A 22456-nucleotide genomic window follows, 5' to 3' on the forward strand; every position below is an offset into this window, starting at 1 on the left:
TTGGTCTGGATCAGACCTTAAGCTTGAATCAGGCCGTTGATTTTGACGGTCGGGTTCACGTCCGCGTCGTAATCCACGCCGTCAACTTCAAAGCCGAACAAGCGCAGGAACTCAGCCTTATAGCCGGCAAAATCGCTGATTTCGTTGACGTTGTCGTCGGTAACCTGGTTCCATAGCGCGGCCACGGCGTCCTGGACCTTCGGTTCCAGCTCGGCCAGGTCGGCGCGCAGGCGGCCATCGGCGTCGAGCTTAGGTTCTTTACCGTACAGGCTGTCCTTGAACAGGCCGTAGACTTGCTCGATGCAGCCTTCGTGGGTGCCCTGCTCTTTCATCACCTTGAACAGCAACGACAGGTACAGCGGCATGATCGGGATCGCCGAGCTGGCCTGGGTCACCACGGCCTTGAGCACAGACACGCGGGCGTCGCCCTTGAGCGCCGCCAGGTTTTCGCGCAGGGTCAGGACTTTCTTGTCCAGGTCTTTCTTGGCTTCGCCGATGGAGCCGTTCCAGTAGATGTCCTGGGTCAGCTTCTCACCGAGGTAGGTGAAGGCGGTGGTCTTGGCGCCTTCGGCCAACACATCGGCGTCACGCAGGGCATCGATCCACAGCTGCCAGTCTTCGCCGCCCATGACCTTCACGGTGCCGTCGATTTCTTCCTGGGTTGCAGGCTCAAGAGTGGTGTCTACCACTACGCCCTTGTCGGTGTTGATACCGCGCAGGGTCACGGCCTTGCCGATTGGCTTGAGGGTGGAGTTGTGCACCACGCCTTGCGGGTCGGTACGGCGTGGCGCGGCCAGGCTGTAGACCACCAGGTCGATCTTGCCCAGGTCTTTCTTGATGGTGTCGATGGTCAGGCGCTTGATCTCGTCGGAAAACGCGTCGCCGTTGATGCTCTTGGCGTACAGGCCTTTTTCCACGGCAAACTTCTCGAATGCCGCGCTGTTGTACCAGCCGGCGGAGCTCAGCTTGCCTTCTTCGCCTTCTTTCTCAAAAAACACGCCCAGGGTGTCGGCGCCACAGCCAAACGCAGCACTGATGCGCGCGGCCAGGCCGTAACCGGTGGAGGCGCCGAGGACCAGCACCTTCTTGGGGCCGCCTTCGATGACGCCATTCTTGGTTACGTAGTCGATCTGCTCTTTGACGTTCGCTTCACAGCCAACAGGGTGGGCGGTCACACAGATAAAGCCACGAACCCGCGGTTTGATGATCATAAAAATTTCTGCCTCTTCCAAGGTGCCGAAGGCCAATGGTGGCCATTCAACTTCAATCGTACCGGTCTATGACGTCCAAAAAACCGAAGCGTCACGATAGTCGCAAATCTTCTGTTCTCAAAATTCAATCCACAAAACGTCGAAGCCTGCACGGCAACGGTTACAAATTGTGCAGCGGCTTCACAATTTCACCCTATTTAAAAACGCCTGCCGGCGCCAGAAACCCCTATGATGACGACATTGTTTCAATATGTTTCGGCCTTGGAGCCTCGTTTCATGAGCAAAAATGCTGTCGGCAAAAAGCTGGTGTCCCTGGCGTGGGCACTCGGCGTTCTGCTGTTGATCTATTGTTTCCCGCGCAGTTGCCTGGTGTTTCTGCTGTTGGTGGTGTGCTGCGGCGTTTATGACTTCCTGCGTAACGGCCTGTACGACCGCGACACCATCAAGAAATACTTCATCGGCAACGGTCGCAATACCTGGGTGCTGGCACCGTTCAACACCCTGCTCGATCTGCTGAGCAGCCGCAACCGCCATGTCTATACGATGCAAGACCTGCCACCGGCCTGGCGCGAAGACCTGCAACAGGTGATCGACGACGCCATGGCCCGCAAGGATGAAATCATCGGTTACCTGGACGAACGCATGGCCGAGAAGAAACGCGGCATGTTGTTTTTCCAGTGGTACGGCCGCCCCATCGAGACCACGCTGGATATCCCGCAACTGCGCATGAAATTGCCATTCGTGAAGACCATCGGTGTCTCGGTATTCAACGAGAACCGTTCCACGTCCTTTCACTTCGGCCCCCTGCGCATGATGTTCCGCGTGCTCTACAACATGGCCCCGGCGCCCCACCACGAAGGCGTGTATATCCAGGTAGGCAAGCACAAGCACTACTGGCACGACGACCCGCTGTTTATCTTCGATGACACGCTGATGCATGCGTCCTTCAACAAAAACGACGCCAAGCGCTACTGCCTGTTCATCGACATCGTGCGCCCGACCTTGCTGCCGTCAGTGCTCAACGCCGTGATCGCAGGCTTTGCCGGGCTGGTCTTTACCCTGCGTCGGGTTTTCTACAAAAACTGGAAGCTGATTCAGTAAGTTCTGCGGCATGATGGTGCTGGACGGTATTTGCGCTGGGCCTCGCGCCTGAGGTAAATAACCGTCTCGTGCGACCTTAATTGGCGCTCACCATTCTCAAGCCATCGCCCCGAAACGGGCGCGGTGGCTGTGCTTTCAAGGAATCAGAATGCTCCAACGTCAAGTCATCAATGCCTCCGTCAGCCCCAAGGGCAGCCTCGAAACCCTGTCCCAACGTGAAGTGCAGCAACTGAGTGAAGCCGGCACCGGCAGCATCTACACCCTGTTCCGCCAATGCGCCTTGGCCATCCTCAACACCGGCGCGCATATCGACAACGCCAAGACCATCCTCGACGCCTACAAAGACTTTGAAGTGCGTATTCACCAGCAGGACCGCGGCGTACGCCTGGAACTGCTCAACGCCCCGGCCGATGCCTTTGTCGATGGCGAGATGATCGCCAGCACCCGCGAGATGCTGTTCAGCGCCTTGCGTGACATCGTCTACACCGAGAACGAGCTGGACAGCCAGCGCATCGACCTGAGCAACTCCCAAGGCATCACCGACTACGTGTTCCATCTGCTGCGCAACGCCCGCACGCTGCGCCCGGGTGTGGAGCCCAAGATCGTGGTGTGTTGGGGCGGCCACTCGATCAACACCGAAGAATACAAATACACCAAGAAAGTCGGGCACGAACTGGGCCTGCGCAGCCTCGATGTGTGCACCGGCTGCGGCCCCGGCGTAATGAAAGGCCCGATGAAGGGCGCGACCATTTCCCACGCCAAGCAACGCATCACCGGCGGGCGTTACCTGGGCCTGACCGAGCCTGGGATCATCGCCGCCGAAGCACCGAACCCCATCGTCAATGAGCTGGTGATTTTGCCGGACATCGAAAAACGCCTGGAAGCCTTCGTGCGCGTCGGCCACGGCATCATCATCTTCCCCGGCGGTGCCGGCACGGCAGAAGAGTTTTTGTACCTGCTGGGCATCCTGATGCACCCCGACAACCGCGACGTGCCGTTCCCGGTGGTGTTGACCGGGCCCAAACACGCCGCGCCTTACCTGGAACAGCTGCACGCGTTCGTCGGCGCCACCCTCGGCGAAGCGGCGCAGCAGCATTACCAGATCATCATCGACGACCCCGCCGAAGTGGCGCGCCAGATGACGGCCGGCCTCAAGGCAGTGAAGCAGTTCCGCCGCGAGCGTAACGACGCGTTTCACTTCAACTGGCTGCTGAAGATCGACGAAGGCTTCCAGCGCCCGTTCGATCCTACCCACGAAAACATGGCCAGCCTGCAACTGAGCCACGCGCTGCCGCCCCATGAACTGGCAGCCAACCTGCGCCGGGCGTTCTCGGGGATTGTGGCGGGTAACGTCAAGGACAAGGGCATCCGCCTGATCGAAGAGAACGGCCCGTATGAGATCCACGGCGACCCGGCGATCATGAAACCGCTGGATGAATTATTGAAGGCGTTCGTGGCCCAGCACCGCATGAAACTGCCGGGCGGCGCGGCGTATGTGCCGTGCTATCGCGTGGTGCAGTAAGCCAGCGGCGGTAGGTCATAGTTTGTATCTGTTTGGGGCGTAGCCAACGGTGTGAGGATCGAGCATTCGGACTAGGGTTTTACTACCGACTGACTCACACCTGCGAGCGACCTATGGACCAACGGATATTGTCCTCTGTCATTCCTTACCCTAAGGTAAGGAATATCACGATGGAGATCTTCACTATGGCTACCGCCACACTCACTTCAAAAGGGCAAATCACCATCCCTGTCCAGGTCAGGACAGCCCTGGGCCTGGAAACAGGCGACCGGGTGGAATTCGTCGAGATGGAAGACGGCAAGTTTTCCATGATCGCCGCCAGCAAAACCGTCAAGGACCTCAAGGGGTTGATCCGCAAACCCGCTCACACCGTGTCTATCGAAGACATGAACCGAGCCATCGCGGCCCAGGGAGCAACCGCTGGATGATCGGCCTGGATACCAACGTGCTGGTGCGTTATGTGACCCAGGACGACCCGGTTCAATCAGCTAAAGCATCCCAACTGATCGAATCGCTCACCGCCGCCTCACCCGGTTTTATCAGCCTGGTGACGCTTACGGAGCTGGTGTGGGTGTTGCAGTCCTGCTACCAGTCGGCCAAAAGCGACGTGGTGACGGTGCTGGAAACCTTGCTGCACACACGGGAACTGACCGTCGAGCACGCCGATATCATCTGGCAGGCCCTGCGCAGGTTCACCGCAAGCAAAGCGGACTTTGCCGACTGCCTGATCGAACGCTGTGGCCACGCAGCCGGTTGCGAGTACACCGCCACCTTTGATCTGAACGCGGCCAAGGCAGCGGGGATGAAACGGATCGGCTAGGCCGGCTTTTTTGTAGGAGCGAGCGTGCTCGCGAAAAACGCCAACGATTACGCGAGCACTCAGGGAGCACGCGGTGCCTGTGGTTTTTTCGCGAGCAAGCTCGCTCCAATGGGAGATGGCGTTGGGTCAGCGGACCCAGCCACCGATCTGCCAATGGTAGCCATCATTGCGCTGCACCCAGTGCGGGTGTACGTAACGATAACCCTGACGCACCGGTTCCCAATGGCCGTGCACTGCTACATAACGCCCGCCCTCCCAACGCCAGTAACCGCGTGACCAGATATAACCTTCGCGCACCGCCGGCTCGACTTCGATCACCTGCACCGGCGGCGGTTGCGGCGCCACCACATCAACGTACTCGTGTTGTACCGGCCTGCGCTCATGCACAACACGCTCTTGCACACACCCGGAAGCGGCGACCACCATGGCGGCCAATGCTGCATAACGTAGCAACATACAAAACCCTCGGGCGCGAACGCCCAACACCTGCATCAGAAAGAATTCCTTCCTTTGTTGCAGCCGGGCCCTGCTTGGGCCTGGGTTATTTTTAACAGGAGATGTCTGTCAGATTGCTGAACCTGTAGACCTTTAACGTGCCTCCCGGCGACCGCCACGGTGATGAACCTTCATACCGGACCAAAACGTCCCAGCACAGCCTCGACAAAGCACCGCAACTTGGCAGTGCGCTGGCGGTTTGCGGTGTAGACCAAATGCATCGACCGGCTTGGAGCCTCAAACTCCGGTAGCACCCGCACCAACTCGCCACTCGCCAACGCCGTTCGCAGAAAGTCTTGCGGGCCGAGCACAATGCCAAAACCATCCAATGCCGCCGACATCAATGCCCGGCTTTCATTGATGAGCAAACGACTGGCCACTCGTACCTTGTAGGAAACCTTGCCCTGGAAGAACACCCACTCTCGATCCGCCGGACGCGATGAAAAGGCGTACCCCAGGCACTCATGACGCTCAAGATCCGCCGGCTTCTGAGGTGTGCCTCGCGCCATCAGGTAAGCCGGTGCAGCGCAGGCCACCAACCGATAAGGTGCCAGGGGTCTCGCTGTCAGGCCGCTCGTGCCCAACGGACCAATGCGAAACGCGGCGTCGTAGCCCTCCTCCACCAAGTCGACGAAACGATCCGTCAGGTGCAAATCGAGTTCTACCTGTGGGTTGTCACGTAAAAACCCGGTGATCAACGGCATCAAGCTGTAGGAGCCAAAGGTCACCGGGGCGGTGACCTTCAGCTTGCCGCGCGGCGTGTCGTTCATGACCTGTGCCAGGGAGTCGGCGGCCTCGGTCTCCGTCAGGATATGCTTGCAGCGTTCGTAATACTCCACTCCCAGTTCAGTCAGGCTTTGTCGACGCGTAGTGCGGTTGAGCAATCGCGCACCCAAACGTTGTTCCAACGCGGTGACATGCTTGGCCACCATCTGCGGCGACATGCCCAAGCGTTCGGCGGCCCTCGCATAGGAGCCCAATTCAGCGGCTATCACGAAGGCGTTCATGCTTGATAGGCGGTCCATCATTCCCAACTCCCAGTAACAACACCCACACCGAAATGCTGATTTATCACGTTATGGTTGCCAATCATCATAGCCACTTCCTACTTCCACTGGAGCAAGCACATGAAGATTGGCGTGATTGGAGCAGGTTTTATCGGGCGTGCCGTGGCGCAACTGGCGCTTGCCGCCGGGCATAAGGTGATGTTGAGCAACTCCCGCGGCCCACACACCATGAGCAGCGTGGTGAGCGGCATACTCGGCGTACAAGTGGGCAGCGCGGATGATGCCGCCAGGTTTGGCGATGTGGTACTCGTGGCGACTCCGCTGGAGCACTACCGCAGCGTCCCTGCCCAATGGCTGGAGGGCAAGACGGTGATGGACGCCAACAATTACTACCCCGATCGCGATGGGCATATCCCGCAACTGGACCGGTTTGAAACCACCACCAGCCGATTGCTGGCCGACCATTTGCCGCAATCACACGTGGTAAAAGTATTTAATGCGATCTTCGCCCCAGACCTGACGCAGGATGCCCGCCCGCGCGGCGCTCCTGACCGCCGCGCGTTGCCAGTGGCAGCAGATCACGCTGCGGCAAAAGCGCAAGTGATTACGTTACTCGACGAACTGGGCTTCGATGCCGTGGATGCCGGAGGGCTGGATGAAAGCTGGCGATTCGAGCGGGCTAAACCGGCGTATTGCGTACCCCTGAACCAAGCGGGCTTGAAGGCTGCGCTGGCAGCGGCCGAGCGTACGGTTGAGCTGCCCCCGGTGGAGCGACACCCGCCGCGCGCCTGATCGTTCACGCACAAAAAAGCCCGCTGACCGTCACCGGTTCAGCGGGCTTTTTCGTAGGTGTTGCTTACAGCGCCAGGTCAGACGCCGGCTTGCTCGGCTCAGCCGCAGGCTTGGCAGCCTCGGTAGCCTGTGGAGCAGCCAGTTGCGGGATCGCTGGCGGTGGTGTCAGTTGCAGCACACCGGCCGTGTAGGCCCATTCCTTGGCAACAGCTTCAGGGCTGTCGTTCAGCTTGGTGCCGTAGCTTGGCACGATCTGGTGCAGTTTTTCCTGCCAGGCCGGGCTTGCTACCTTGTCCTTGAAGACTTTTTGCAGCACGGTCAGCATGATCGGAGCCGCGGTGGACGCGCCTGGCGATGCACCCAACAGGCCGGCAATGGAGTTGTCAGCAGAGCTGACCACTTCGGTACCGAGTTTCAGCACGCCGCCCTGCTCTTCGTCACGCTTGATGATCTGCACGCGCTGGCCGGCTTGCCACAGGCGCCAGTCGGACTGCTTGGCGTTCGGGAAGTACTCTTGCAGCGCCTTGAAGCGGTCGTCGTCCGACAGCATCAGTTGGCCGGCGAGATACTCGACCAGTGGGTATTCACGAATACCGACTTTGGTCATGGGCCAGATGTTGTGGGTGGTGGTGCTGGTCAGCAGGTCCAGGTACGAGCCTTCTTTCAGGAACTTGGTCGAGAAGGTTGCGAATGGGCCAAACAGGATCACGCGCTTGCCATCCAGCACGCGGGTATCCAGGTGCGGAACCGACATCGGTGGCGAACCGACCGAGGCTTTACCGTAGGCCTTGGCCAGGTGCTGCTCGGCGATTGTCGGGTTCTCGGTCACCAGGAACGAACCACCGACCGGGAAGCCAGCGTATTCCTTGGCTTCCGGAATGCCCGACTTCTGCAGCAGGTGCAAGGCACCGCCGCCGGCGCCGATGAACACGAACTTGGCGTCGGTTTCAGTTTTGGTGCCGTCTTTGAGGTTTTTGTAGCTCACACGCCACGAACCGTCGTCGTTGCGGGTGATGTCCTGCACTTCGCTCGACACCTTCAAGTCAAACTTCGGCGTGGTTTGCAGGTGAGCGACGAACTGGCGGGTGATCTCGCCGAAGTTCACGTCGGTACCGATCGGGCTCCAGGTGGCCGCGATTTTCTGGCTCGGGTCACGCCCTTCCATCATCAGCGGAACCCACTTGGCGATCTGCGCCGGGTCTTCGGAGTACTGCATGCCGGCAAACAACGGGCTGGCCTTCAGGGCTTCGTAGCGCTTTTTCAGGAACTTGATGTTGTCATCGCCCCACACAAAGCTCATGTGCGGTGTGGAGTTGATGAACGAACGCGGGTTCTTCAACACGCCCTGCTGAACCTGCCAGGACCAGAACTGACGGGAAATCTGGAACGCTTCGTTGATCTCGACCGCTTTCGGGATCTCAACGTTGCCGTTCTTGTCTTCCGGGGTGTAGTTCAGCTCAGCCAGGGCCGAGTGACCGGTACCGGCGTTGTTCCAGCCGTTGGAGCTTTCTTCGGCCACGCCATCGAGGCGCTCGACCATCTCCATCGACCAGTCCGGTTCCAGCTCATTGAGCCAGACACCCAGGGTCGCACTCATGATGCCGCCGCCGATCAGCAGCACATCGACTTTCTTTGCCTCTTCCGCGTGAACGGACGTGATCCCCATCGACAAAGCCAGCCCCAGCAGGGCAGTGTTTACTTTTTTAAACATCAGTAGCACCTATGATAAAACGCCATCCGCCCTACCGCCCCCGATCATGAGTAACCCTCGTTCACGCTACGTCAGGCAACGTACCGCGGGGTCTGCACATTCACATGAAGGCTGCAGGGTGGGCACACAAGGCCGATGGATCGACCTCACTGTTATGTCCCTTCTGCGCTGACTTCTTATCGTTATTGGCTTCAGCTACCTGGGCGACAGCCAACCGCTGGGACGTATACGGGTGTACGCACCAGGGAAAGACTAGACCAAGACGGCGCGCAGAATATCACGCTAAACAGCGTTTATGCGCCGTTTGGCCAATTGACAGCCCTAAATCGCGGGTTTTAATGCGCCGGTGTCAAGCCTGACAGCCGCGACCTGCGGTCACAGGCCTGGAACTCTCACGCAAATGGCGGTTCTAGACACCTTCGCCGTTGCCTGCGTAGCATCGGCAGCTGTCCTTCGTGCACACCTTCCACACAGAGTTACCCATGACTACCCAGCAAACACCCGGGCACGTACTGCCCGCGCGCAGCGCCGCGAAAATGGAAGCGGCCATGGCCGTAGGCGCCTTCGCGATCGGCACCGGCGAATTCGCCATCATGGGCCTGATGCCCGACATCGCCCAGAACCTGGGCCTGAGCGAACCGCAAGTCGGCCACGCCATCAGCGCCTACGCCCTGGGCGTGATGGTCGGCGCCCCACTGCTGGCCATCCTCGGCGCCAAGCTGCTGCGCAAACACATGCTGCTGTTACTGATGGGCCTGTACGCGCTGGGCAACTTCGCCACCGCCTTCACCCCCACCTTCGGCTCGCTGGTGGCCTTCCGCTTTATCAGCGGCCTGCCCCACGGCGCCTACTTCGGCATCGCCGCCGTGGTCGCCTCCAGCATGGTGCCCACCGACAAACGCGCCGGCGCCGTAGCCCGCGTGATGATGGGCCTGACCCTGGCCATGCTGCTCGGCAACCCCATCGCCACCTTCCTCGGCCAACACCTGGGCTGGCGCTCGGCGTTCGCCCTGGTCAGCGTGATCGCCCTGCTCACCATCGCCCTGGTCTGGCAATTCGTGCCCCACCGCCACGACGAACAACGCAGCGACCCGCGCAAGGAACTGCGCGCCTTCACCAAACCCCAGGTCTGGATGGCCCTGTCCATCGGTGCAATTGGCTTTGCCGGGATGTTCTGCGTATTCAGCTACCTGGCGCCGACCATGCTCGAAGTGACCAAGGTCTCGCCGCAATGGATCCCCTTCGGCCTCGCCGCGTTCGGCGTCGGCGGTATCATCGGCAACATTGCCGGTGGCAAGCTGTTTGATCGCATGCAGTTTCGAGCCGTAGGCTTGATATTGGTGTGGTCGATGGCCGTGCTGCTGTTCTTCCCCTTCGCCGCCTCGTCGCTATGGGGCGTGCTGCTGAGCATGGGGTTGGTTGGCACTATGGTTGCGCTGGCAGCACCGTTGCAGATTCGCCTGATGGACATTGCCCACGAAGCGCCAAGCCTGGCGGCAGCGTCCAACCATGCCGCGTTTAACCTGGCGAATGCGTTGGGGCCGTGGTTTGGTGGGATGGCCATCACTGCCGGTCTAGGCTGGACCAGCACCGGCTACATCGGCGCCGCAACAGCCCTGGTCGGCCTGGGCCTCTACCTGATCGCTCGGCGTCTGAAAGGCGGCCACTAACGCCACAAGTTTTGCGCCGATCATAGATCCAATGTGGGAGGGGGCTTGCCCCCGATAGCAATGGGCCAGTCAACACACCACTGACTGACCCCCTCCTTCAATCATCATGCAACAACCCCGAACCATACTCCCCATAACTACTCCCCAGCCCACTGCCGCCAAAATTCATCTTGGCGGCTTTGCTGGGGCTGTGGTCCCCAAACGACTGGCATCCGCCTGAAAAGCACGGGTCACTGCTCACGGCTGGTGAAGATGAACAAGCACTCAACATCAACGTGCCGGTGATCATCACGACTTTGACGAGGTTCGAGATCATGGTTTCAACTCCCTATGGGCTGGAGGCGCTGGGGTCCTCTCTTGCAGGCAATCGTAGACCTCAACTGCGCAGGGAATTATGAAACTTTGCTGGGGGACAGCATGAGTTCAGGTTGCCGCCTTGGGTAAGGCGGCAGGGTTGGTTGTCAGGCTTTGACTGGGGCGGTGACAGGCGCAACCTGCTCCTGGGCTCGGTCAACCAGCAGCGAGCTCAACTCGATTAACTGCTGAATGCCTAGGGCGATGGCGCGCTGGGAATCGTCGAGGTCGAACGCCAAAGTGGCGGCCATTTCGTTGGCGGCTGCGAGGTTTTCGGCGGCGTTAGCCAGGAGGGTTTCGGGGTCGAGGGTTGGGTTTACGAGGAATAGGTTGTTGCTTGGACATTCGATGGACGATTTACTTTGATCAAGTGAAGGACTGCGAGTGTCGTGGTGCATGGGCGAAGCTCCAATATTCGGGAGTTAAAAACGCCTTAGCAATACGGACTTCCACCTCCGGCCACTGGGTATTCAGCGGCTTGACGAGATTAGCTATGGATGATCCAGGGGGCAAGCCGAAAAAGCGTAGGATATTTCCTGGAAATCCTGACCTATTCCCATAGATCACTCTGTCGCTTCATACGTTGCACCGATGAGGGCTTGGACAAAATATTTTTAAAGGCATTAATTTGTTAAAGGCTTCCAGACCAGATTTCTGCGTACCATTTTTTGCACCTTTCATGCTGTAGAAGCCCCTACTGAGTACCGGCATTGAGTGCGCACATTTTGAATATCGATCAAGTGCCCGTTTTCTTGACGCATCGAAAAACACAAAGTATTTTTCAGCTCCCCTCCTTTTCGGCTACCTCTGCCGTGCACCGCCCAGGCGTTAACTCGCGAAGCGGTCATACAGATGCCGACACTTACACGGCCGCTATTTACCGGCGAGCCTCTATTTAGATATCAAGTGTATAAGGTTGATTTCATGATTATTCGTCAGGCAAGTGCTGCCGACTATCCGCAACTGCTCGACATTTGGCTGCGATCCGTTCGCGCCACTCACCACTTTCTTCAAGAGTCCGACATAGATGCGCTGCTTCCGCAGCTCCGCGACATCTATCTACCCGTTGTTGACGTATGGGTTGCGGTAGACGTGAAAGACAACCCGCTTGGCTTTATTGGACTCAACCAAAGCCACGTAGAAATGCTCTTTATTGATCCTGATCTTCGCGGCCAAGGTATGGGCCGTGCACTACTAAATCACGTTCGCAGTTCGCGCTCTACGATGAGCGTTGACGTAAACGAGCAAAACCCCCAGGCGGTAGGCTTCTATCTCCATTACGGGTTCGTTCAAACAGGCCGCTCTCCTTTGGATGGTGAAGGCAGGCCGTTCCCGCTACTACACATGAACTTATCCCGCTAAGAGCACGATAAAGAATCGGCCCTACACATTCGTGTAGGGCCGACTCACAAGTAGTGAAACCAGGCCCCCAGGACCGAAAAGAGGCCGTGCGTTCGGGAAAAGGGGACCGGGAAACGGGGACAGATTTATTTAATATTTGGGGCTCGCGCCACCCAATCAACACCCAGCCCCCTCCGACCCATTCCTGATAAACTGCCCACCCTTCGCATTCTCCATCCAAGACTCCAATGCCTTCAGCCATAGCTCCACCGAAAGCCCTCTCCCGCCGCTTCTCCGTCGCCCCCATGATGGACTGGACCGACCGCCACTGCCGGTTCTTCCTACGCCTGCTCTCCAAACACGCCCTGCTCTACACCGAGATGGTCACCACCGGCGCTATCCTCCACGGCGATCACGACCGCTTCCTGCGCCACAACGAAGCCGAGCACCCGCTGGCGCTGCAATTGGGCGGCAGTGTTCCGGCTGATCTGGCCGCCTGCGCCCGTATGGCCGAAGCCGCCGGTTACGACGAAGTGAACCTGAACGTCGGCTGCCCCAGCGACCGCGTGCAGAACAACATGATCGGCGCGATCCTCATGGCGCACCCTGCCCTGGTAGCGGATTGTGTGAAGGCGATGCGCGATGCGGTATCGATCCCGGTGACGGTGAAGCACCGTATCGGCATCAATGGCCGGGACAGTTATGCCGAGCTGTGTGATTTCGTCGGGACGGTAAAGGATGCAGGTTGCACCAGTTTTACCGTGCATGCGCGGATTGCGATTCTGGAGGGGTTGTCGCCCAAGGAGAACCGGGACATTCCGCCGTTGCGTTATGACGTGGCGGCGCAGTTGAAGCGGGATTTTCCGGAGTTGGAGATTAATCTCAATGGCGGCATCAAGACGTTGGAGCAGTGCCAGGAGCATTTGCAGACGTTTGATGGGGTGATGTTGGGGCGGGAGGCTTATCACAATCCGTATTTGCTGGCCGAGGTGGATCAACAGCTGTTTGGCAGCACTGCGCCTGTCATCACCCGCGCCGAGGCGCTGGCACAGTTGCGCCCGTATATAGCCGAGCACTTGGCAACAGGTGGCTCGATGCATCACATCACGCGCCACGTTCTGGGGCTGGGAACCGGTTTCCCGGGGGCGCGTAAGTTTCGGCAATTGTTGTCGGTGGATATTCATAAGGCGGTGGATCCGTTGGCGTTGCTGGATCAGGCGGGGGAATTGTTGGAGGGGCGGTGACGGGTTGGGTGTCAGTGGGGATATTTGGGGCTGACAGACCGCTTTCGCGAGCAAGCCCGCTCCCACAGTTTTGAGCGATGTGTGTCAGGTGAATGTCAGTGGCTGGACTGGCGTTATCGCAGGCAAGCCAGCTCCCACAGTTTGACTGATGGGGGTCAGGTGAATATCAGTGGCTGGGCTGGCGTCATGCAGGCAAGCCGGCTCTCACAGTTTGATTGGGGTGGTCATCGGGCAGTTGGGTTGAACCTGCCAGCGATTTTGCCCTCCTATTGAACACCACTGCCGGTAATTCAAACGGCCGTTTCCAGGTTATTGCCCTCGCAAACGACCTAACGCATTTGCGCCCTTGAGCGCCTGCCAGCGCTCGGGTAATGTCATCAGACCCACAGGACAGAGCACGCCCATGACTTCCAAGCTGGAACAACTCAAGCAATTCACCACCGTCGTAGCCGATACCGGCGATTTTTCCACCCTCGCCAAGCTCAAGCCGCAAGACGCTACCACCAACCCTTCCCTGCTGCTCAAGGCTGCATCGATTCCAGGCTATGCCAAGCTGCTGGATGAGTGTGTACAGGACTGCAACGGCGATGTGGGCCTGGCCAGTGACCGCTTTGCGGTGGCGGTGGGTCAAGAAATTCTCAAAGTAGTGCCGGGCCGTATTTCCACCGAGGTGGATGCGCGCCTGTCGTTCGACGAGGCGGCCATTCTCAAGCGTGCGCACCGTCTGATCGACCTGTACGACAAAGCTGGCGTTGGCCGTGACCGTGTGCTGATCAAGATCGCCTCCACCTGGGAAGGCATCCGTGCCGCGGAGAAGCTGGAAAAAGAAGGCATCCAGACCAACCTGACGCTGTTGTTCTCGTTTGCCCAGGCCGTGGCCTGCGCCGAAGCCGGTGTGTTCCTGATTTCGCCATTCGTGGGCCGTATCTACGACTGGTACAAGAAGGCCAACGGCAACGACTACACCGGTTCCGATGACCCGGGCGTGCAGTCGGTGACGCGCATCTACAACTACTACAAGGCCAATGGCTACAAGACTGTGGTGATGGGTGCGAGCTTCCGTAACCTGAGCCAGATTGAAGAGCTGGCCGGGTGTGACCGCCTGACCATCAGCCCGGACCTGCTGGAGAAGCTGGCGGCAGATGACGGCAAGCTGGAGCGTAAATTGTCGCCAGGCCATGCCGGTGAGGCTCGTGTGCATATGACTGAAGCGCAGTTCCGTTGGGAGTCCAACGAGGATGCGATGGCGACTGAGAAGCTGGCAGAGGGCATTCGCCAGTTTGCTCGCGACCAGGAGAAGCTGGAGGCGTTGTTGTCGGCCAAGCTGTAAAGGCAGATAGCAGCAGAAAGGGCGGCACCTGTGAGGGTGCCGCCCTTTTTTGTGTGCGCCAGCCTCAAGCCAGTCGCAGATCAACTGTGGGAGGGGGCTTGCTCCCGATTGCGGACTGTCAGTTGGATATGTGCCGACTGATACACCGCTATCGGGAGCAAGCCCCCTCCCACATGGGTATGTGTTTGGTCAGAGAAGCCGTCAGTGGCGCTCGAGGGCGTTGACCAGGTCGTGGAAGGCTTCGCGGTTGGACTCGTTGAGGCCCATGAGGATCTTGTGCGCTTCCAGCACCTTGACCCGTACGATCTCTTCGGACTGGTCTTGCGACGGCAGGTCGGTGAGGCATTCCGGGCAGGGAATTGGGCGGTCAACGATGTTGAACACCTGGTCGAAGCCCATCGACTGCAACAGACGGGTGATGTCTTCGTGGGTGGTGACGACCGTCGGCAACAGGCCGACCTTCTGCCGAGACAGAATCGACAGCTTGGCCAACAGCCCCAGAGTGGTGCTGTCGATGCTGCGGGTTTCGGTCAGGTCGATCACGATCGCCGAGAAGTTCAGCGCTGTGAAGATCCGCTCAATCGTCGCATCCAGGGCCGAACACAAGGTCAGGCGCACTTCACCGACAAACTTCAGGACGAAGGTCCCGTCTTGCTCGGCGAATTGGATTCTTCCGGTACTCATCAAAGATTCCTGCTCAACACCAATAGGGCGATATCATCCGGCATCTCCCCTAGCGTGGCCAATCCAAAAACCTGCCGCAGACCATCCAGGCTGCCGCCCGCCGACTTGACCTTTTGGGGCAAGGCGGCTTCTTTCTCTTTGAGTGTAGGCTCTGGAAGAAGGTCCAGGATGCCATCGGACATCAGCGTCAGGCTGAAGGTCGGCGGCAGTTCCAGGATGTGGTCTTCGTAGGTGGCTTCGTTGAACAAGCCCACCGGCAGGCCACGCCCTTCCAGGTAGCGCACACTGTCAGGAGTGTACAAAACAGGCATCGGCAGGTGACCGCCAATGCTGTAGGTCAAAAGACCGGTTTCTTCGTCGATCACGCCGCCGACCATCGTCACGTGCTTGCCCAGCTTGCAGCTGATCAGGCCCCGGTTGATGTGGCCCAGCACCTCGGAAGGGGTGAACTCCGGCAAGGTGCCATTGCGCTTGGACTCGAACAACAGCCGCGTGGTCATGAACTTCAACAACACGGTCACAAAGGCAGAAGAGGCGCCATGGCCGGAAACGTCGGCCAGGTAGAACGCCACGCGTCGCTCATCGACGCGGAAGTAGTCGACAAAATCACCCGACAGGTACAACGACGGGATGATCTGGTGGGCAAACTTGAACTCGTCGATGCTCCAGGGGCTCACCGGCAGCATGTTCATCTGCACCTGGCGACCGGCGTTCTGGTCTTCCTGGAGCAGATTCAGGCTGGCTTCGAGCTCGCGGTTGGCGGTCTCGAGCTTTTCGCGGTAGCGCTGGTTTTCCAGGAGCAGGCGGGCACGGTCCAGGGCGCGGCGCACCGAGTGCTCCAGCACGGCCAGGTCTTCCAGGGGCTTGATCAGGTAATCGGCAGCGCCCAGGCGCAGGGCTTCGACAGCGTCGTTCATGACACCGGCACCGGACACGACAATCACCGGCGTTTGCGGGGCAAGCTCGGTCACCTGGCGAATCAGCTCCAGGCCGCCCATCTGGGGCATGCGCAGGTCGCAGATCACAAGGTCGGGCTTGTCGCGCTCGAATACCTGGAGACCCTGTTGGCCATTACTGGCCTGCAGGACGCTGAAGCCACTGTCTTCCAAGTAGGCCGCGAGGCTCGCGCGCACTACTTCGTCGTCATCGATTATCAGCAGCGTGGCACTGGTTTTTTGCATGTGGGCAAACGGCGCCAGAATTAGGTTGGCGTAGGCGGCTCGGCAATGGCCGGGCTCACGTACTGGATTCGCTTTCTAGCCTCTCTGTCCTACAAAGCATTGGGATTTCGCCCATGCACAACGGTAAAGCAGAGGTGCCCTTCTAAGGCGCAGACGGTACTCCCATCCGTGAGGGGTTTCAAGCTCATGGCGATGGTCGCCGGGCGTCTTTACCCTGCAAATCACCGGGAGTTATAAGAACCGCTTGGACCACAACACAAAGTAAGGTTGGAGCACGCATAAAAAAAGGCGACCATCAAGAGGTCGCCTTATTTCATTTCAAGATGTCACGGCTTAAAAGTCGTCGACAACCTTGCCATCCTTGACCTTGAACTCACGGTTCTGCAGGTAGGCGTTACGGATAAAGGTGTACTTGTCGCCGCTGATCAGCTTCTCGCTGTCGAGCAGGCTGGCGCGCACGTCAACGACGTTGAGGCCGAAGGTACTGTTACGCCAGCCGATGTCGTTCATGTAGCGGTACGGCTGGGTGTAGCTGTCGACGTACTTGGACGGCGCATCACGCAAGGTGCTTGGGCCCAGCAATGGGATCATCACGTAGGGGCCGCTGCCGACGCCCCAGTAGCCGAGGGTCTGGCCGAAGTCTTCGTCGCTGCGCTGCAGCCCCATTTTGGTGCCGACATCGATAAAGCCCAGCACGCCAAAGGTGGTGTTGACCAACAGGCGAGCAGTGTCGACGCCTGCATTGTGCGGCTTGAGTTGCAGCACGTTGTTGGCCAGGTTGCCGACATCGCCGATGTTACGGAAGAAGTTGTGAACGCCGTCCTGCACAAACTGCGGGGTGACGAACTGATAGCCCTGGGCGATCGGCTTGAGGGCGTAGGTATCAACGGTGTCGTTAAAGGTGAAGATCGGGCGGTTGACGCTTTCCCATGGATCATCTTCCGACGCGGCTTGAGCGGCGAACGGTGCCAACAGGATGGTGGCACACACCGATAGCTGAGCGAAGTAGTGGCTCCAGCGCATAGCTTTTGCTCCTTGAATGGTCTGTCATGGGCGCTATGCCCTGAATAAGGCCGTCAGTATATGACGGAAGTGTGTGTTTAGGCAGCTACCAGGGTCCTGTCTCACGAAAAATGCACAAAATTCCTACAAACACTGTCAGTGTCATGGCCTTGTCATGCCACCCCGATAGTGTTGCTGCTATTTCAGGGACGTTCAGATGCCACACGCCGAGATTGCCATCGCCACAGCCCCCTCGTTGACCGCCGTGCTATTTGGCCTGAGTGGCTGCCTGGTGGATTTCGGTTCCCTGGCGCGTACCGACTCGCCCTGCCCCGGCTGCGTGGCTACACCCGGCGCCTTGAAAAGCCTGCGTAGCCTGAAAGAACAAGGCGTGCCCTGCGCCTGGCTGGATGAACTGCCCCCATCGGTGACCGCGCCCCTTTCCGCCAGCCTGCCGAGCTGGATCAAGGCCGCCTCGCCCTCCTCCATCCGCTGGCCCGCGCCCCACGCCTGCTGGCAAGCCTTGATGGAGTTGAACATTGAGCGCCTGGAAGGCTGCGTGCTGGTCAGCGGCGAGCCGCGCCTGCTGCAATCGGGCTTGAATGCCGGGTTGTGGACTATCGGCCTGGCCTCCTGTGGCTCGCTCTGCGGCCTGTCACCCGAGCAATGGCAGGCACTGACCGCGCAACAACGCGAATACAAGCGCGGCAAGGCGACGGTAGCGCTCTATGGCCTGGGCGTGCACTCGGTGATCGACCACCTGGGCGAGCTGGGCAGTTGCCTGGCGGACATCAGCCTGCGCCGGCTCAAAGGCGAGAAGCCCTGATCAAGATCATGCACGGTTGGCCGCAGTGGATTAATCTACAGGCCAGCCCGTAGACCTTTCACGGCGTGCCGTGGTCTATGCCAGTGACTATCGATAAAAGGAAAGACGTCATGCCTGATCGCAAAAAGCTGGAAGAACAGGTCGAGATTCTGCGTGGGCAGTTGGAACAGGAGCCGCCGCTGTCGGAAGAAAAACGTGAAGCGCTGGAAGCCCTGATTGCCAAGTTTGAATTACAACTCGAACTTGAACCGGCGACTCAGACACCCAGTATTTCCGACGATGTGAATCAAGCGGCCATAGAGTTCGACGCTGAACACCCGGTCATTTCCGGGACATTGCGCAATATCATGATCACCCTGGGCAATATCGGCATCTAACCCGAACACAGGCCCAGCAAAAAACCAAAATGTGGGAGGGGGCTTGCTCCCGATAGCAGAAGTTCAGACACAGATGCTGTGACTGACACGCCGCTATCGGGAGCAAGCCCCCTCCCACATTTAGTTTTGTGTGCAGGCTTACTGGCGCGCCAGGCGCACGTTCAGGAATTGGGTGTTCTCAGTGCTGCGGTACGGGTTGATATCCAACCCTCCTCGACGCACATAGCGCGCATACACCGTCAACTTCTCCGGCTTGAGCAAGCGCTGCAGGTCGAGAAAGATGCGTTCCACGCACTGCTCATGAAAGTCCGAGTGCTGGCGAAAACTCACGATATATTCCAGCAGGCTGGCGTGATCCAGCGCCGCGCCACGGTACTCCACCACCACACTGCCCCAATCGGGCTGGCTGGTCACCGGGCAGTTGGATTTGAGCAGGTGGCTGTGCACACTCTCCTCAACAACACGCGAGTCATCACAGCGCAGCAGCTCCGGCCGCGGGTGCTCGTAGCTGCTGACATTGATATCCAGGCCGTCAATACACGCACCCGGCAACGCCATCACACCTTCGGCCTCGATGTCGGCCAGGCTGCGGATGCGCACGGTCACCGGCTTGCCGGCAGCGGCGCTGAGGTCAGTGCGCAAGGTAGCTTCAAGGCTTTGCGTATCGGCAAACGCAGTCTGGTTCAGCGAGTTGAGGTACAACTTGAACGACTTGGACTCGATGATGTTCGGCGAGTCCGCCGGAATGCTGAACTCACCGATGGCCACCACCGGCTTGCCCGATGGCAGCAACCAGGACAATTCAAAGCAGTTCCAGAAATCCACGCCCTTGTACGGCAGGGTGTCGGCGCTCAGGCCCAGTTCGGCCCACTTGGCGGCACGCGGAATCGGGAACAGCAACGAAGGCGTATAGGTAGAGATGTATTCACTGGACTTGCCCAGCGGCGAATGTTCGGCTGCGGGATGCATGGCGGAAACCTGGCTAAATAAACCGCGCCAGTCTACCAGCCTTTGCCCCCTGCCTTAACAAACGCCTCACTCAACGGTCAGCTTGCCGACCATGCCCGCCTGATAATGGCCGGGAAGGTTGCAAGCGAACTCCAGGCCAGTGGCCTTGGTGAAGGTCCACGTCAGTTCGGCCGTCTTGCCCGGCTCCACCAACACACTGTTGGGATCGTCATGCTTCATGCCGCCCATATCGCCGTGGCCCATGGCGCTGTGGTCCATCTTGCCCATACCGGTGGCGGTGAGCATGCCGCTGGCTTGCATCTGCAGCATCTCTTTCTGGTGAGCGGCATGCATCGCCGCGTCGCCCAGGTTGAATTCGTGGAGCAAGCGGCCTTTGTTGACCAGCACAAACCGCACGGTTTCACCGGCTTTTACGTCCAGGCTCTTGGGCTCGAAGGCAATGTCCTGCAGGGTGACTTCCACGGTACGCGTGGCCTTGGCTGCCGGAGCCGGCTGGCCGAACGCGTAACCATGAGCCGCATCCGCCAGCGCATTGAAGCTAAGCGCCAATAAGCAGCCCGCCATTAACAGGGATGTACGCAACGCCATTTCTCACGCTCCAAAAATAGGTGACCAGCTTGGGCCGCACTTTAAGATAGCCTCGCTGCCAGCCAGCTGACTGCTAGATTACAACTTTGTCAGCTTGCGCCCATACCCTTGCGCCCACGGTATAAAGGCCCGCGCTTACCCCTTGCCAAGAGCCCAACATGAAACTGCTGATCGTCGAAGACCAACCCAAAACCGGCCACTATCTGCGTCAAGGCTTGGCCGAGGCTGGCTTTACCACCGAACTGGTGGCCGACGGCACGACCGGCCAACACCTGGCGCTGAGCGGGGATTATGACTTGTTGATCCTCGATGTGATGCTTCCGGGCCGCGACGGCTGGCAGATCCTGCAGGCGGTGCGCAGTGCCGGCCTGGACATGCCGGTGCTGTTCCTCACCGCTCGCGATGCCGTGGAAGACCGCGTTCATGGCCTGGAACTGGGCGCCGACGACTACCTGGTCAAGCCCTTCGCCTTTTCCGAACTGCTGGCCCGGGTGCGCACTTTGTTACGCCGTGGCAGCAGCACACCGCAGGAAACCACCCTGCAACTGGCCGACCTGCGCCTGGACCTGATCCGTCGCCGCGTCGAGCGCGACGGCCAGCGCATCGACCTCACCGCCAAGGAGTTTGCCCTGCTGGAAATGCTGCTGCGTCGCCAGGGCGAGGTGCTGCCCAAGACGCTGATCGCGTCCCAGGTGTGGGACATGAATTTCGACAGCGACACCAACATTATCGAAGTGGCGATCCGCCGCCTGCGCCTGAAAGTCGACGATAACTTCCCCAACAAACTGATCCACACCGTGCGCGGCATGGGTTACGTGCTGGAGGAGCGCTTCACGTGATCAAGCGCCTGTCCCTGACCAGCCGCCTGGCGCTGCTGTTTGCCGCCTGCACCGCGGTGGTCTCGTTGATCGCCGGCGTACTGTTCAATCGCGCCAGCGAAGCGCACTTCGTCGAGCTGGACCAGCAACTGCTCGACAGCAAGCTGGTGGCCCTGCGCAGTGCCTTGCAGGGTGTCGACTCACGTGAAGCCTTCGCCCTGCGCGGCCCGCAATTGCGCGCCGAGCTGGATCACCAGCCCGACTTCACCGTGCGCATCACGGCGGCTGGCCAGCGCTGGGTGGACGGTGCGCCGAACCTCAGCGTGCCCGCCGCCCCGGGCCTGCACAGCCTGCAAAACGCAGGCACCGACTACCGTGTGTACAACGCGCCGTTGACGCCCGGCCAACCCGGTTCGCCACAGCTGAGCCTGATACTCGACATCACCCACCACCAGCACTTCCTGGAGCATATGCAACGCTTGATCTGGCTGACCGTCGGCCTCTCCGCGCTGGCTACCGCCCTGCTCGGCGCCTGGGCTGCGCGCAGTGGGTTGCGACCGTTGCGGCGCATGGGCGAGGTGGCCGCCAGCGTATCAGCCCACTCGCTGACCCAACGCCTGCCCCAGGCGCAAATGCCGGTGGAGCTGGCGGAACTGGCCCAAGCTTTTAACGCCATGCTGGAGCGCCTGGACGACGCGTTCCAACGCCTCTCGGCGTTTTCCGCCGATATCGCCCACGAACTGCGTACCCCGCTATCGAACCTGCTGACCCAAACCCAGGTCATTCTCACCCAGCCACGCCCACTGGAGGATTACCGCGAGGCGCTGCACAGCAACCTGGAAGAGTTGCAGTGGATGGCGCAACTGGTCAACGACATGCTGTACCTGGCCAAAGCCGACCACGGCCTGCTGATGCCCAACCGTGAAGCCCTGGATCTGGGCGATGAGGTCGACGCACTGTTGGAGTTCTTTACCCTGCTGGCGGAGGACGCACAGGTCACGCTGGTACGCGAAGGCAGCGCCCATACGCTGGGCGATCGCGGCATGTTGCGCCGGGCCCTGTCGAACTTGCTGGATAACGCGCTGCGGTTTACTCCACCAGGCGGTGAAGTGCGGGTGCGGATAGAGAGTGGCGTGACACTGACAGTTGAGAACACCGGGGAAGGTATTCCTGCGCAGCTGTTGCCGCGGCTGTTTGACCGGTTCTACCGAGCCGACCCGTCAAGGCGGCCAGGCAGCAGTGAACATGCGGGGCTGGGGTTGGCGATTACCCAGTCGATTATGCGGGCGCATGGGGGGAGGATTTATTGTGAGTCGCAGGCGGGCTGGACCAGGTTTGTGATTGAGTTGCCCAAGGGAGATTGATGCAAGCTGGGCCGGCCCTATCGGGGGCAAGCCCCCTCCCACATTTTGA

General features: G+C 59.5%; 24 protein-coding genes. 13 read left to right on the forward strand and 11 right to left on the reverse strand.

Annotated features, from left to right (window positions below; genetic code table 11):
- Positions 1-17: 17 nt before the first annotated feature.
- The gene (gene fabV, locus JH25_RS20985) at positions 18-1211 is read right to left on the reverse strand and encodes an enoyl-ACP reductase FabV (protein ID WP_032881058.1); all 1194 of its coding nucleotides are present in this window, start codon (positions 1209-1211) and stop codon (positions 18-20) included.
- A gap of 276 nt (positions 1212-1487) precedes the next feature.
- Here fabV and JH25_RS20980 point away from each other — a divergent pair, with 276 nt between their 5' ends.
- The 4 genes from JH25_RS20980 to JH25_RS20965 all read left to right on the forward strand — a co-directional run bounded on the left by JH25_RS20980 (position 1488) and on the right by JH25_RS20965 (position 4654).
- Positions 1488-2312, forward strand: a complete 825-nt coding sequence (locus tag JH25_RS20980; RefSeq protein WP_032877194.1) for an aspartyl/asparaginyl beta-hydroxylase domain-containing protein — start codon at positions 1488-1490, stop codon at positions 2310-2312.
- A 148-nt stretch (positions 2313-2460) separates the two neighbouring features.
- Complete coding sequence (ppnN, locus tag JH25_RS20975; RefSeq protein WP_032877195.1) at positions 2461-3834, forward strand: nucleotide 5'-monophosphate nucleosidase PpnN; 1374 nt, start codon at positions 2461-2463, stop codon at positions 3832-3834.
- A gap of 170 nt (positions 3835-4004) precedes the next feature.
- Positions 4005-4262 (forward strand): AbrB/MazE/SpoVT family DNA-binding domain-containing protein, encoded by a 258-nt coding sequence (locus tag JH25_RS20970; RefSeq protein WP_005786256.1) that lies wholly within the window; start codon positions 4005-4007, stop codon positions 4260-4262.
- On the forward strand, positions 4259-4654 hold the full coding sequence (locus JH25_RS20965) for a PIN domain-containing protein (RefSeq protein ID WP_032877196.1): 396 nt from the start codon (positions 4259-4261) through the stop codon (positions 4652-4654). The genes JH25_RS20970 and JH25_RS20965 overlap by 4 nt, the downstream gene beginning before the upstream one ends.
- Positions 4655-4780: 126 nt before the next feature.
- Here the strand turns inward: JH25_RS20965 and JH25_RS20960 are convergent, their stop codons facing one another.
- Both JH25_RS20960 and JH25_RS20955 read right to left on the reverse strand, forming a co-directional pair.
- On the reverse strand, positions 4781-5110 hold the full coding sequence (locus tag JH25_RS20960; protein ID WP_005786252.1) for a YXWGXW repeat-containing protein: 330 nt from the start codon (positions 5108-5110) through the stop codon (positions 4781-4783).
- Positions 5111-5280: 170 nt separating this feature from the next.
- A complete protein-coding gene (locus JH25_RS20955) occupies positions 5281-6177 on the reverse strand; it encodes a LysR family transcriptional regulator (RefSeq protein ID WP_032877197.1) in 897 nt (298 codons plus the stop codon).
- Between the two features lie 99 nt (positions 6178-6276).
- Between JH25_RS20955 and JH25_RS20950 the strand changes: the two genes are divergently transcribed.
- Positions 6277-6948: an NADPH-dependent F420 reductase gene (locus JH25_RS20950; RefSeq protein ID WP_032877198.1), complete on the forward strand. Its 672-nt coding sequence runs from the start codon at positions 6277-6279 to the stop codon at positions 6946-6948.
- A gap of 64 nt (positions 6949-7012) precedes the next feature.
- On the opposite strand, the gene mqo is transcribed toward JH25_RS20950, so the two are convergent.
- Positions 7013-8659, reverse strand: coding sequence for a malate dehydrogenase (quinone) (gene mqo / locus JH25_RS20945; protein WP_032877199.1), 1647 nt, complete (start codon positions 8657-8659; stop codon positions 7013-7015).
- 482 nt (positions 8660-9141) lie between these two features.
- On the opposite strand from mqo, the gene JH25_RS20940 reads away from it, so the two are divergent.
- Positions 9142-10329 carry an MFS transporter gene (locus tag JH25_RS20940; protein WP_032877200.1) on the forward strand — a complete coding sequence of 396 codons (1188 nt, stop codon included), beginning with the start codon at positions 9142-9144 and terminating at the stop codon, positions 10327-10329.
- 97 nt (positions 10330-10426) lie between these two features.
- Here the strand turns inward: JH25_RS20940 and JH25_RS27870 are convergent, their stop codons facing one another.
- Together JH25_RS27870 and JH25_RS0126940 are read right to left on the reverse strand one after the other, a co-directional pair.
- Positions 10427-10645: a hypothetical protein gene (locus JH25_RS27870; protein ID WP_081214412.1), complete on the reverse strand. Its 219-nt coding sequence runs from the start codon at positions 10643-10645 to the stop codon at positions 10427-10429.
- A 145-nt stretch (positions 10646-10790) separates the two neighbouring features.
- Entirely contained in the window at positions 10791-11081 is a 291-nt protein-coding gene (locus tag JH25_RS0126940; RefSeq protein ID WP_032877201.1) for a DUF6124 family protein, read from the reverse strand.
- A gap of 526 nt (positions 11082-11607) precedes the next feature.
- Between JH25_RS0126940 and JH25_RS20935 the strand changes: the two genes are divergently transcribed.
- The 3 genes from JH25_RS20935 (at position 11608) to tal (ending at position 14598) form a co-directional block, all read left to right on the forward strand.
- On the forward strand, positions 11608-12045 hold the full coding sequence (locus JH25_RS20935; protein ID WP_032877202.1) for an acetyltransferase: 438 nt from the start codon (positions 11608-11610) through the stop codon (positions 12043-12045).
- A 227-nt stretch (positions 12046-12272) separates the two neighbouring features.
- On the forward strand, positions 12273-13268 hold the full coding sequence (gene dusA / locus JH25_RS20930; protein WP_032877203.1) for a tRNA dihydrouridine(20/20a) synthase DusA: 996 nt from the start codon (positions 12273-12275) through the stop codon (positions 13266-13268).
- 403 nt (positions 13269-13671) lie between these two features.
- Complete coding sequence (tal, locus tag JH25_RS20925; protein WP_032877204.1) at positions 13672-14598, forward strand: transaldolase; 927 nt, start codon at positions 13672-13674, stop codon at positions 14596-14598.
- 201 nt (positions 14599-14799) lie between these two features.
- Here the strand turns inward: tal and rssC are convergent, their stop codons facing one another.
- From rssC to JH25_RS20910, 3 genes are all read right to left on the reverse strand, one after another.
- A complete protein-coding gene (gene rssC / locus JH25_RS20920) occupies positions 14800-15282 on the reverse strand; it encodes an anti-sigma factor antagonist RssC (protein ID WP_010212025.1) in 483 nt (160 codons plus the stop codon).
- Entirely contained in the window at positions 15282-16463 is a 1182-nt protein-coding gene (gene rssB, locus JH25_RS20915) for a two-component system response regulator RssB (RefSeq protein ID WP_005786210.1), read from the reverse strand. Before rssB ends, rssC begins: the two co-directional genes overlap by 1 nt.
- Before the next feature lie 333 nt (positions 16464-16796).
- The gene (locus JH25_RS20910) at positions 16797-17486 is read right to left on the reverse strand and encodes an MlaA family lipoprotein (RefSeq protein ID WP_005786208.1); all 690 of its coding nucleotides are present in this window, start codon (positions 17484-17486) and stop codon (positions 16797-16799) included.
- A 196-nt stretch (positions 17487-17682) separates the two neighbouring features.
- Between JH25_RS20910 and JH25_RS20905 the strand changes: the two genes are divergently transcribed.
- Positions 17683-18291, forward strand: a complete 609-nt coding sequence (locus JH25_RS20905) for a hypothetical protein (protein WP_032877205.1) — start codon at positions 17683-17685, stop codon at positions 18289-18291.
- Between the two features lie 110 nt (positions 18292-18401).
- A complete protein-coding gene (locus tag JH25_RS20900; RefSeq protein WP_005786202.1) occupies positions 18402-18668 on the forward strand; it encodes a DUF4404 family protein in 267 nt (88 codons plus the stop codon).
- Positions 18669-18806: 138 nt separating this feature from the next.
- Here JH25_RS20900 and queF read toward each other — a convergent pair whose 3' ends face one another.
- Complete coding sequence (queF, locus tag JH25_RS20895) at positions 18807-19637, reverse strand: NADPH-dependent 7-cyano-7-deazaguanine reductase QueF (RefSeq protein WP_032877206.1); 831 nt, start codon at positions 19635-19637, stop codon at positions 18807-18809.
- 66 nt (positions 19638-19703) lie between these two features.
- Complete coding sequence (gene copI, locus JH25_RS20890) at positions 19704-20225, reverse strand: copper-resistant cuproprotein CopI (RefSeq protein WP_032877207.1); 522 nt, start codon at positions 20223-20225, stop codon at positions 19704-19706.
- 158 nt (positions 20226-20383) lie between these two features.
- Here copI and JH25_RS20885 point away from each other — a divergent pair, with 158 nt between their 5' ends.
- Positions 20384-21064, forward strand: coding sequence for a heavy metal response regulator transcription factor (locus tag JH25_RS20885; RefSeq protein ID WP_005786195.1), 681 nt, complete (start codon positions 20384-20386; stop codon positions 21062-21064).
- A complete protein-coding gene (locus JH25_RS20880; RefSeq protein ID WP_032877208.1) occupies positions 21061-22407 on the forward strand; it encodes a heavy metal sensor histidine kinase in 1347 nt (448 codons plus the stop codon). The genes JH25_RS20885 and JH25_RS20880 overlap by 4 nt, the downstream gene beginning before the upstream one ends.
- The last annotated feature ends 49 nt before the right edge of the window (positions 22408-22456 follow it).

It is taken from the genome of Pseudomonas sp. BRG-100 (assembly GCF_000737955.1).
GTDB classification, from domain to species: Bacteria; Pseudomonadota; Gammaproteobacteria; order Pseudomonadales; family Pseudomonadaceae; genus Aquipseudomonas; species Aquipseudomonas synxantha_A.

Coding starts and splice junctions, on each gene's coding strand:
- fabV (WP_032881058.1), bottom strand. CDS start 1,211: ATGATCATCAAACCGCGGGTTCGTGGCTTTATCTGTGTGACCGCCCAC.
- JH25_RS0126940 (WP_032877201.1), bottom strand. CDS start 11,081: ATGCACCACGACACTCGCAGTCCTTCACTTGATCAAAGTAAATCGTCC.
- copI (WP_032877207.1), bottom strand. CDS start 20,225: ATGGCGTTGCGTACATCCCTGTTAATGGCGGGCTGCTTATTGGCGCTT.
- ppnN (WP_032877195.1), top strand. CDS start 2,461: ATGCTCCAACGTCAAGTCATCAATGCCTCCGTCAGCCCCAAGGGCAGC.
- rssC (WP_010212025.1), bottom strand. CDS start 15,282: ATGAGTACCGGAAGAATCCAATTCGCCGAGCAAGACGGGACCTTCGTC.
- JH25_RS20970 (WP_005786256.1), top strand. CDS start 4,005: ATGGAGATCTTCACTATGGCTACCGCCACACTCACTTCAAAAGGGCAA.
- JH25_RS20900 (WP_005786202.1), top strand. CDS start 18,402: ATGCCTGATCGCAAAAAGCTGGAAGAACAGGTCGAGATTCTGCGTGGG.
- JH25_RS20960 (WP_005786252.1), bottom strand. CDS start 5,110: ATGTTGCTACGTTATGCAGCATTGGCCGCCATGGTGGTCGCCGCTTCC.
- mqo (WP_032877199.1), bottom strand. CDS start 8,659: ATGTTTAAAAAAGTAAACACTGCCCTGCTGGGGCTGGCTTTGTCGATG.
- JH25_RS20980 (WP_032877194.1), top strand. CDS start 1,488: ATGAGCAAAAATGCTGTCGGCAAAAAGCTGGTGTCCCTGGCGTGGGCA.
- JH25_RS20935 (WP_032877202.1), top strand. CDS start 11,608: ATGATTATTCGTCAGGCAAGTGCTGCCGACTATCCGCAACTGCTCGAC.
- JH25_RS20885 (WP_005786195.1), top strand. CDS start 20,384: ATGAAACTGCTGATCGTCGAAGACCAACCCAAAACCGGCCACTATCTG.
- tal (WP_032877204.1), top strand. CDS start 13,672: ATGACTTCCAAGCTGGAACAACTCAAGCAATTCACCACCGTCGTAGCC.
- JH25_RS20940 (WP_032877200.1), top strand. CDS start 9,142: ATGACTACCCAGCAAACACCCGGGCACGTACTGCCCGCGCGCAGCGCC.
- JH25_RS20950 (WP_032877198.1), top strand. CDS start 6,277: ATGAAGATTGGCGTGATTGGAGCAGGTTTTATCGGGCGTGCCGTGGCG.
- queF (WP_032877206.1), bottom strand. CDS start 19,637: ATGCATCCCGCAGCCGAACATTCGCCGCTGGGCAAGTCCAGTGAATAC.
- JH25_RS20955 (WP_032877197.1), bottom strand. CDS start 6,177: ATGATGGACCGCCTATCAAGCATGAACGCCTTCGTGATAGCCGCTGAA.
- JH25_RS27870 (WP_081214412.1), bottom strand. CDS start 10,645: ATGATCTCGAACCTCGTCAAAGTCGTGATGATCACCGGCACGTTGATG.
- JH25_RS20905 (WP_032877205.1), top strand. CDS start 17,683: ATGCCACACGCCGAGATTGCCATCGCCACAGCCCCCTCGTTGACCGCC.
- JH25_RS20910 (WP_005786208.1), bottom strand. CDS start 17,486: ATGCGCTGGAGCCACTACTTCGCTCAGCTATCGGTGTGTGCCACCATC.
- JH25_RS20965 (WP_032877196.1), top strand. CDS start 4,259: ATGATCGGCCTGGATACCAACGTGCTGGTGCGTTATGTGACCCAGGAC.
- rssB (WP_005786210.1), bottom strand. CDS start 16,463: ATGCAAAAAACCAGTGCCACGCTGCTGATAATCGATGACGACGAAGTA.
- dusA (WP_032877203.1), top strand. CDS start 12,273: ATGCCTTCAGCCATAGCTCCACCGAAAGCCCTCTCCCGCCGCTTCTCC.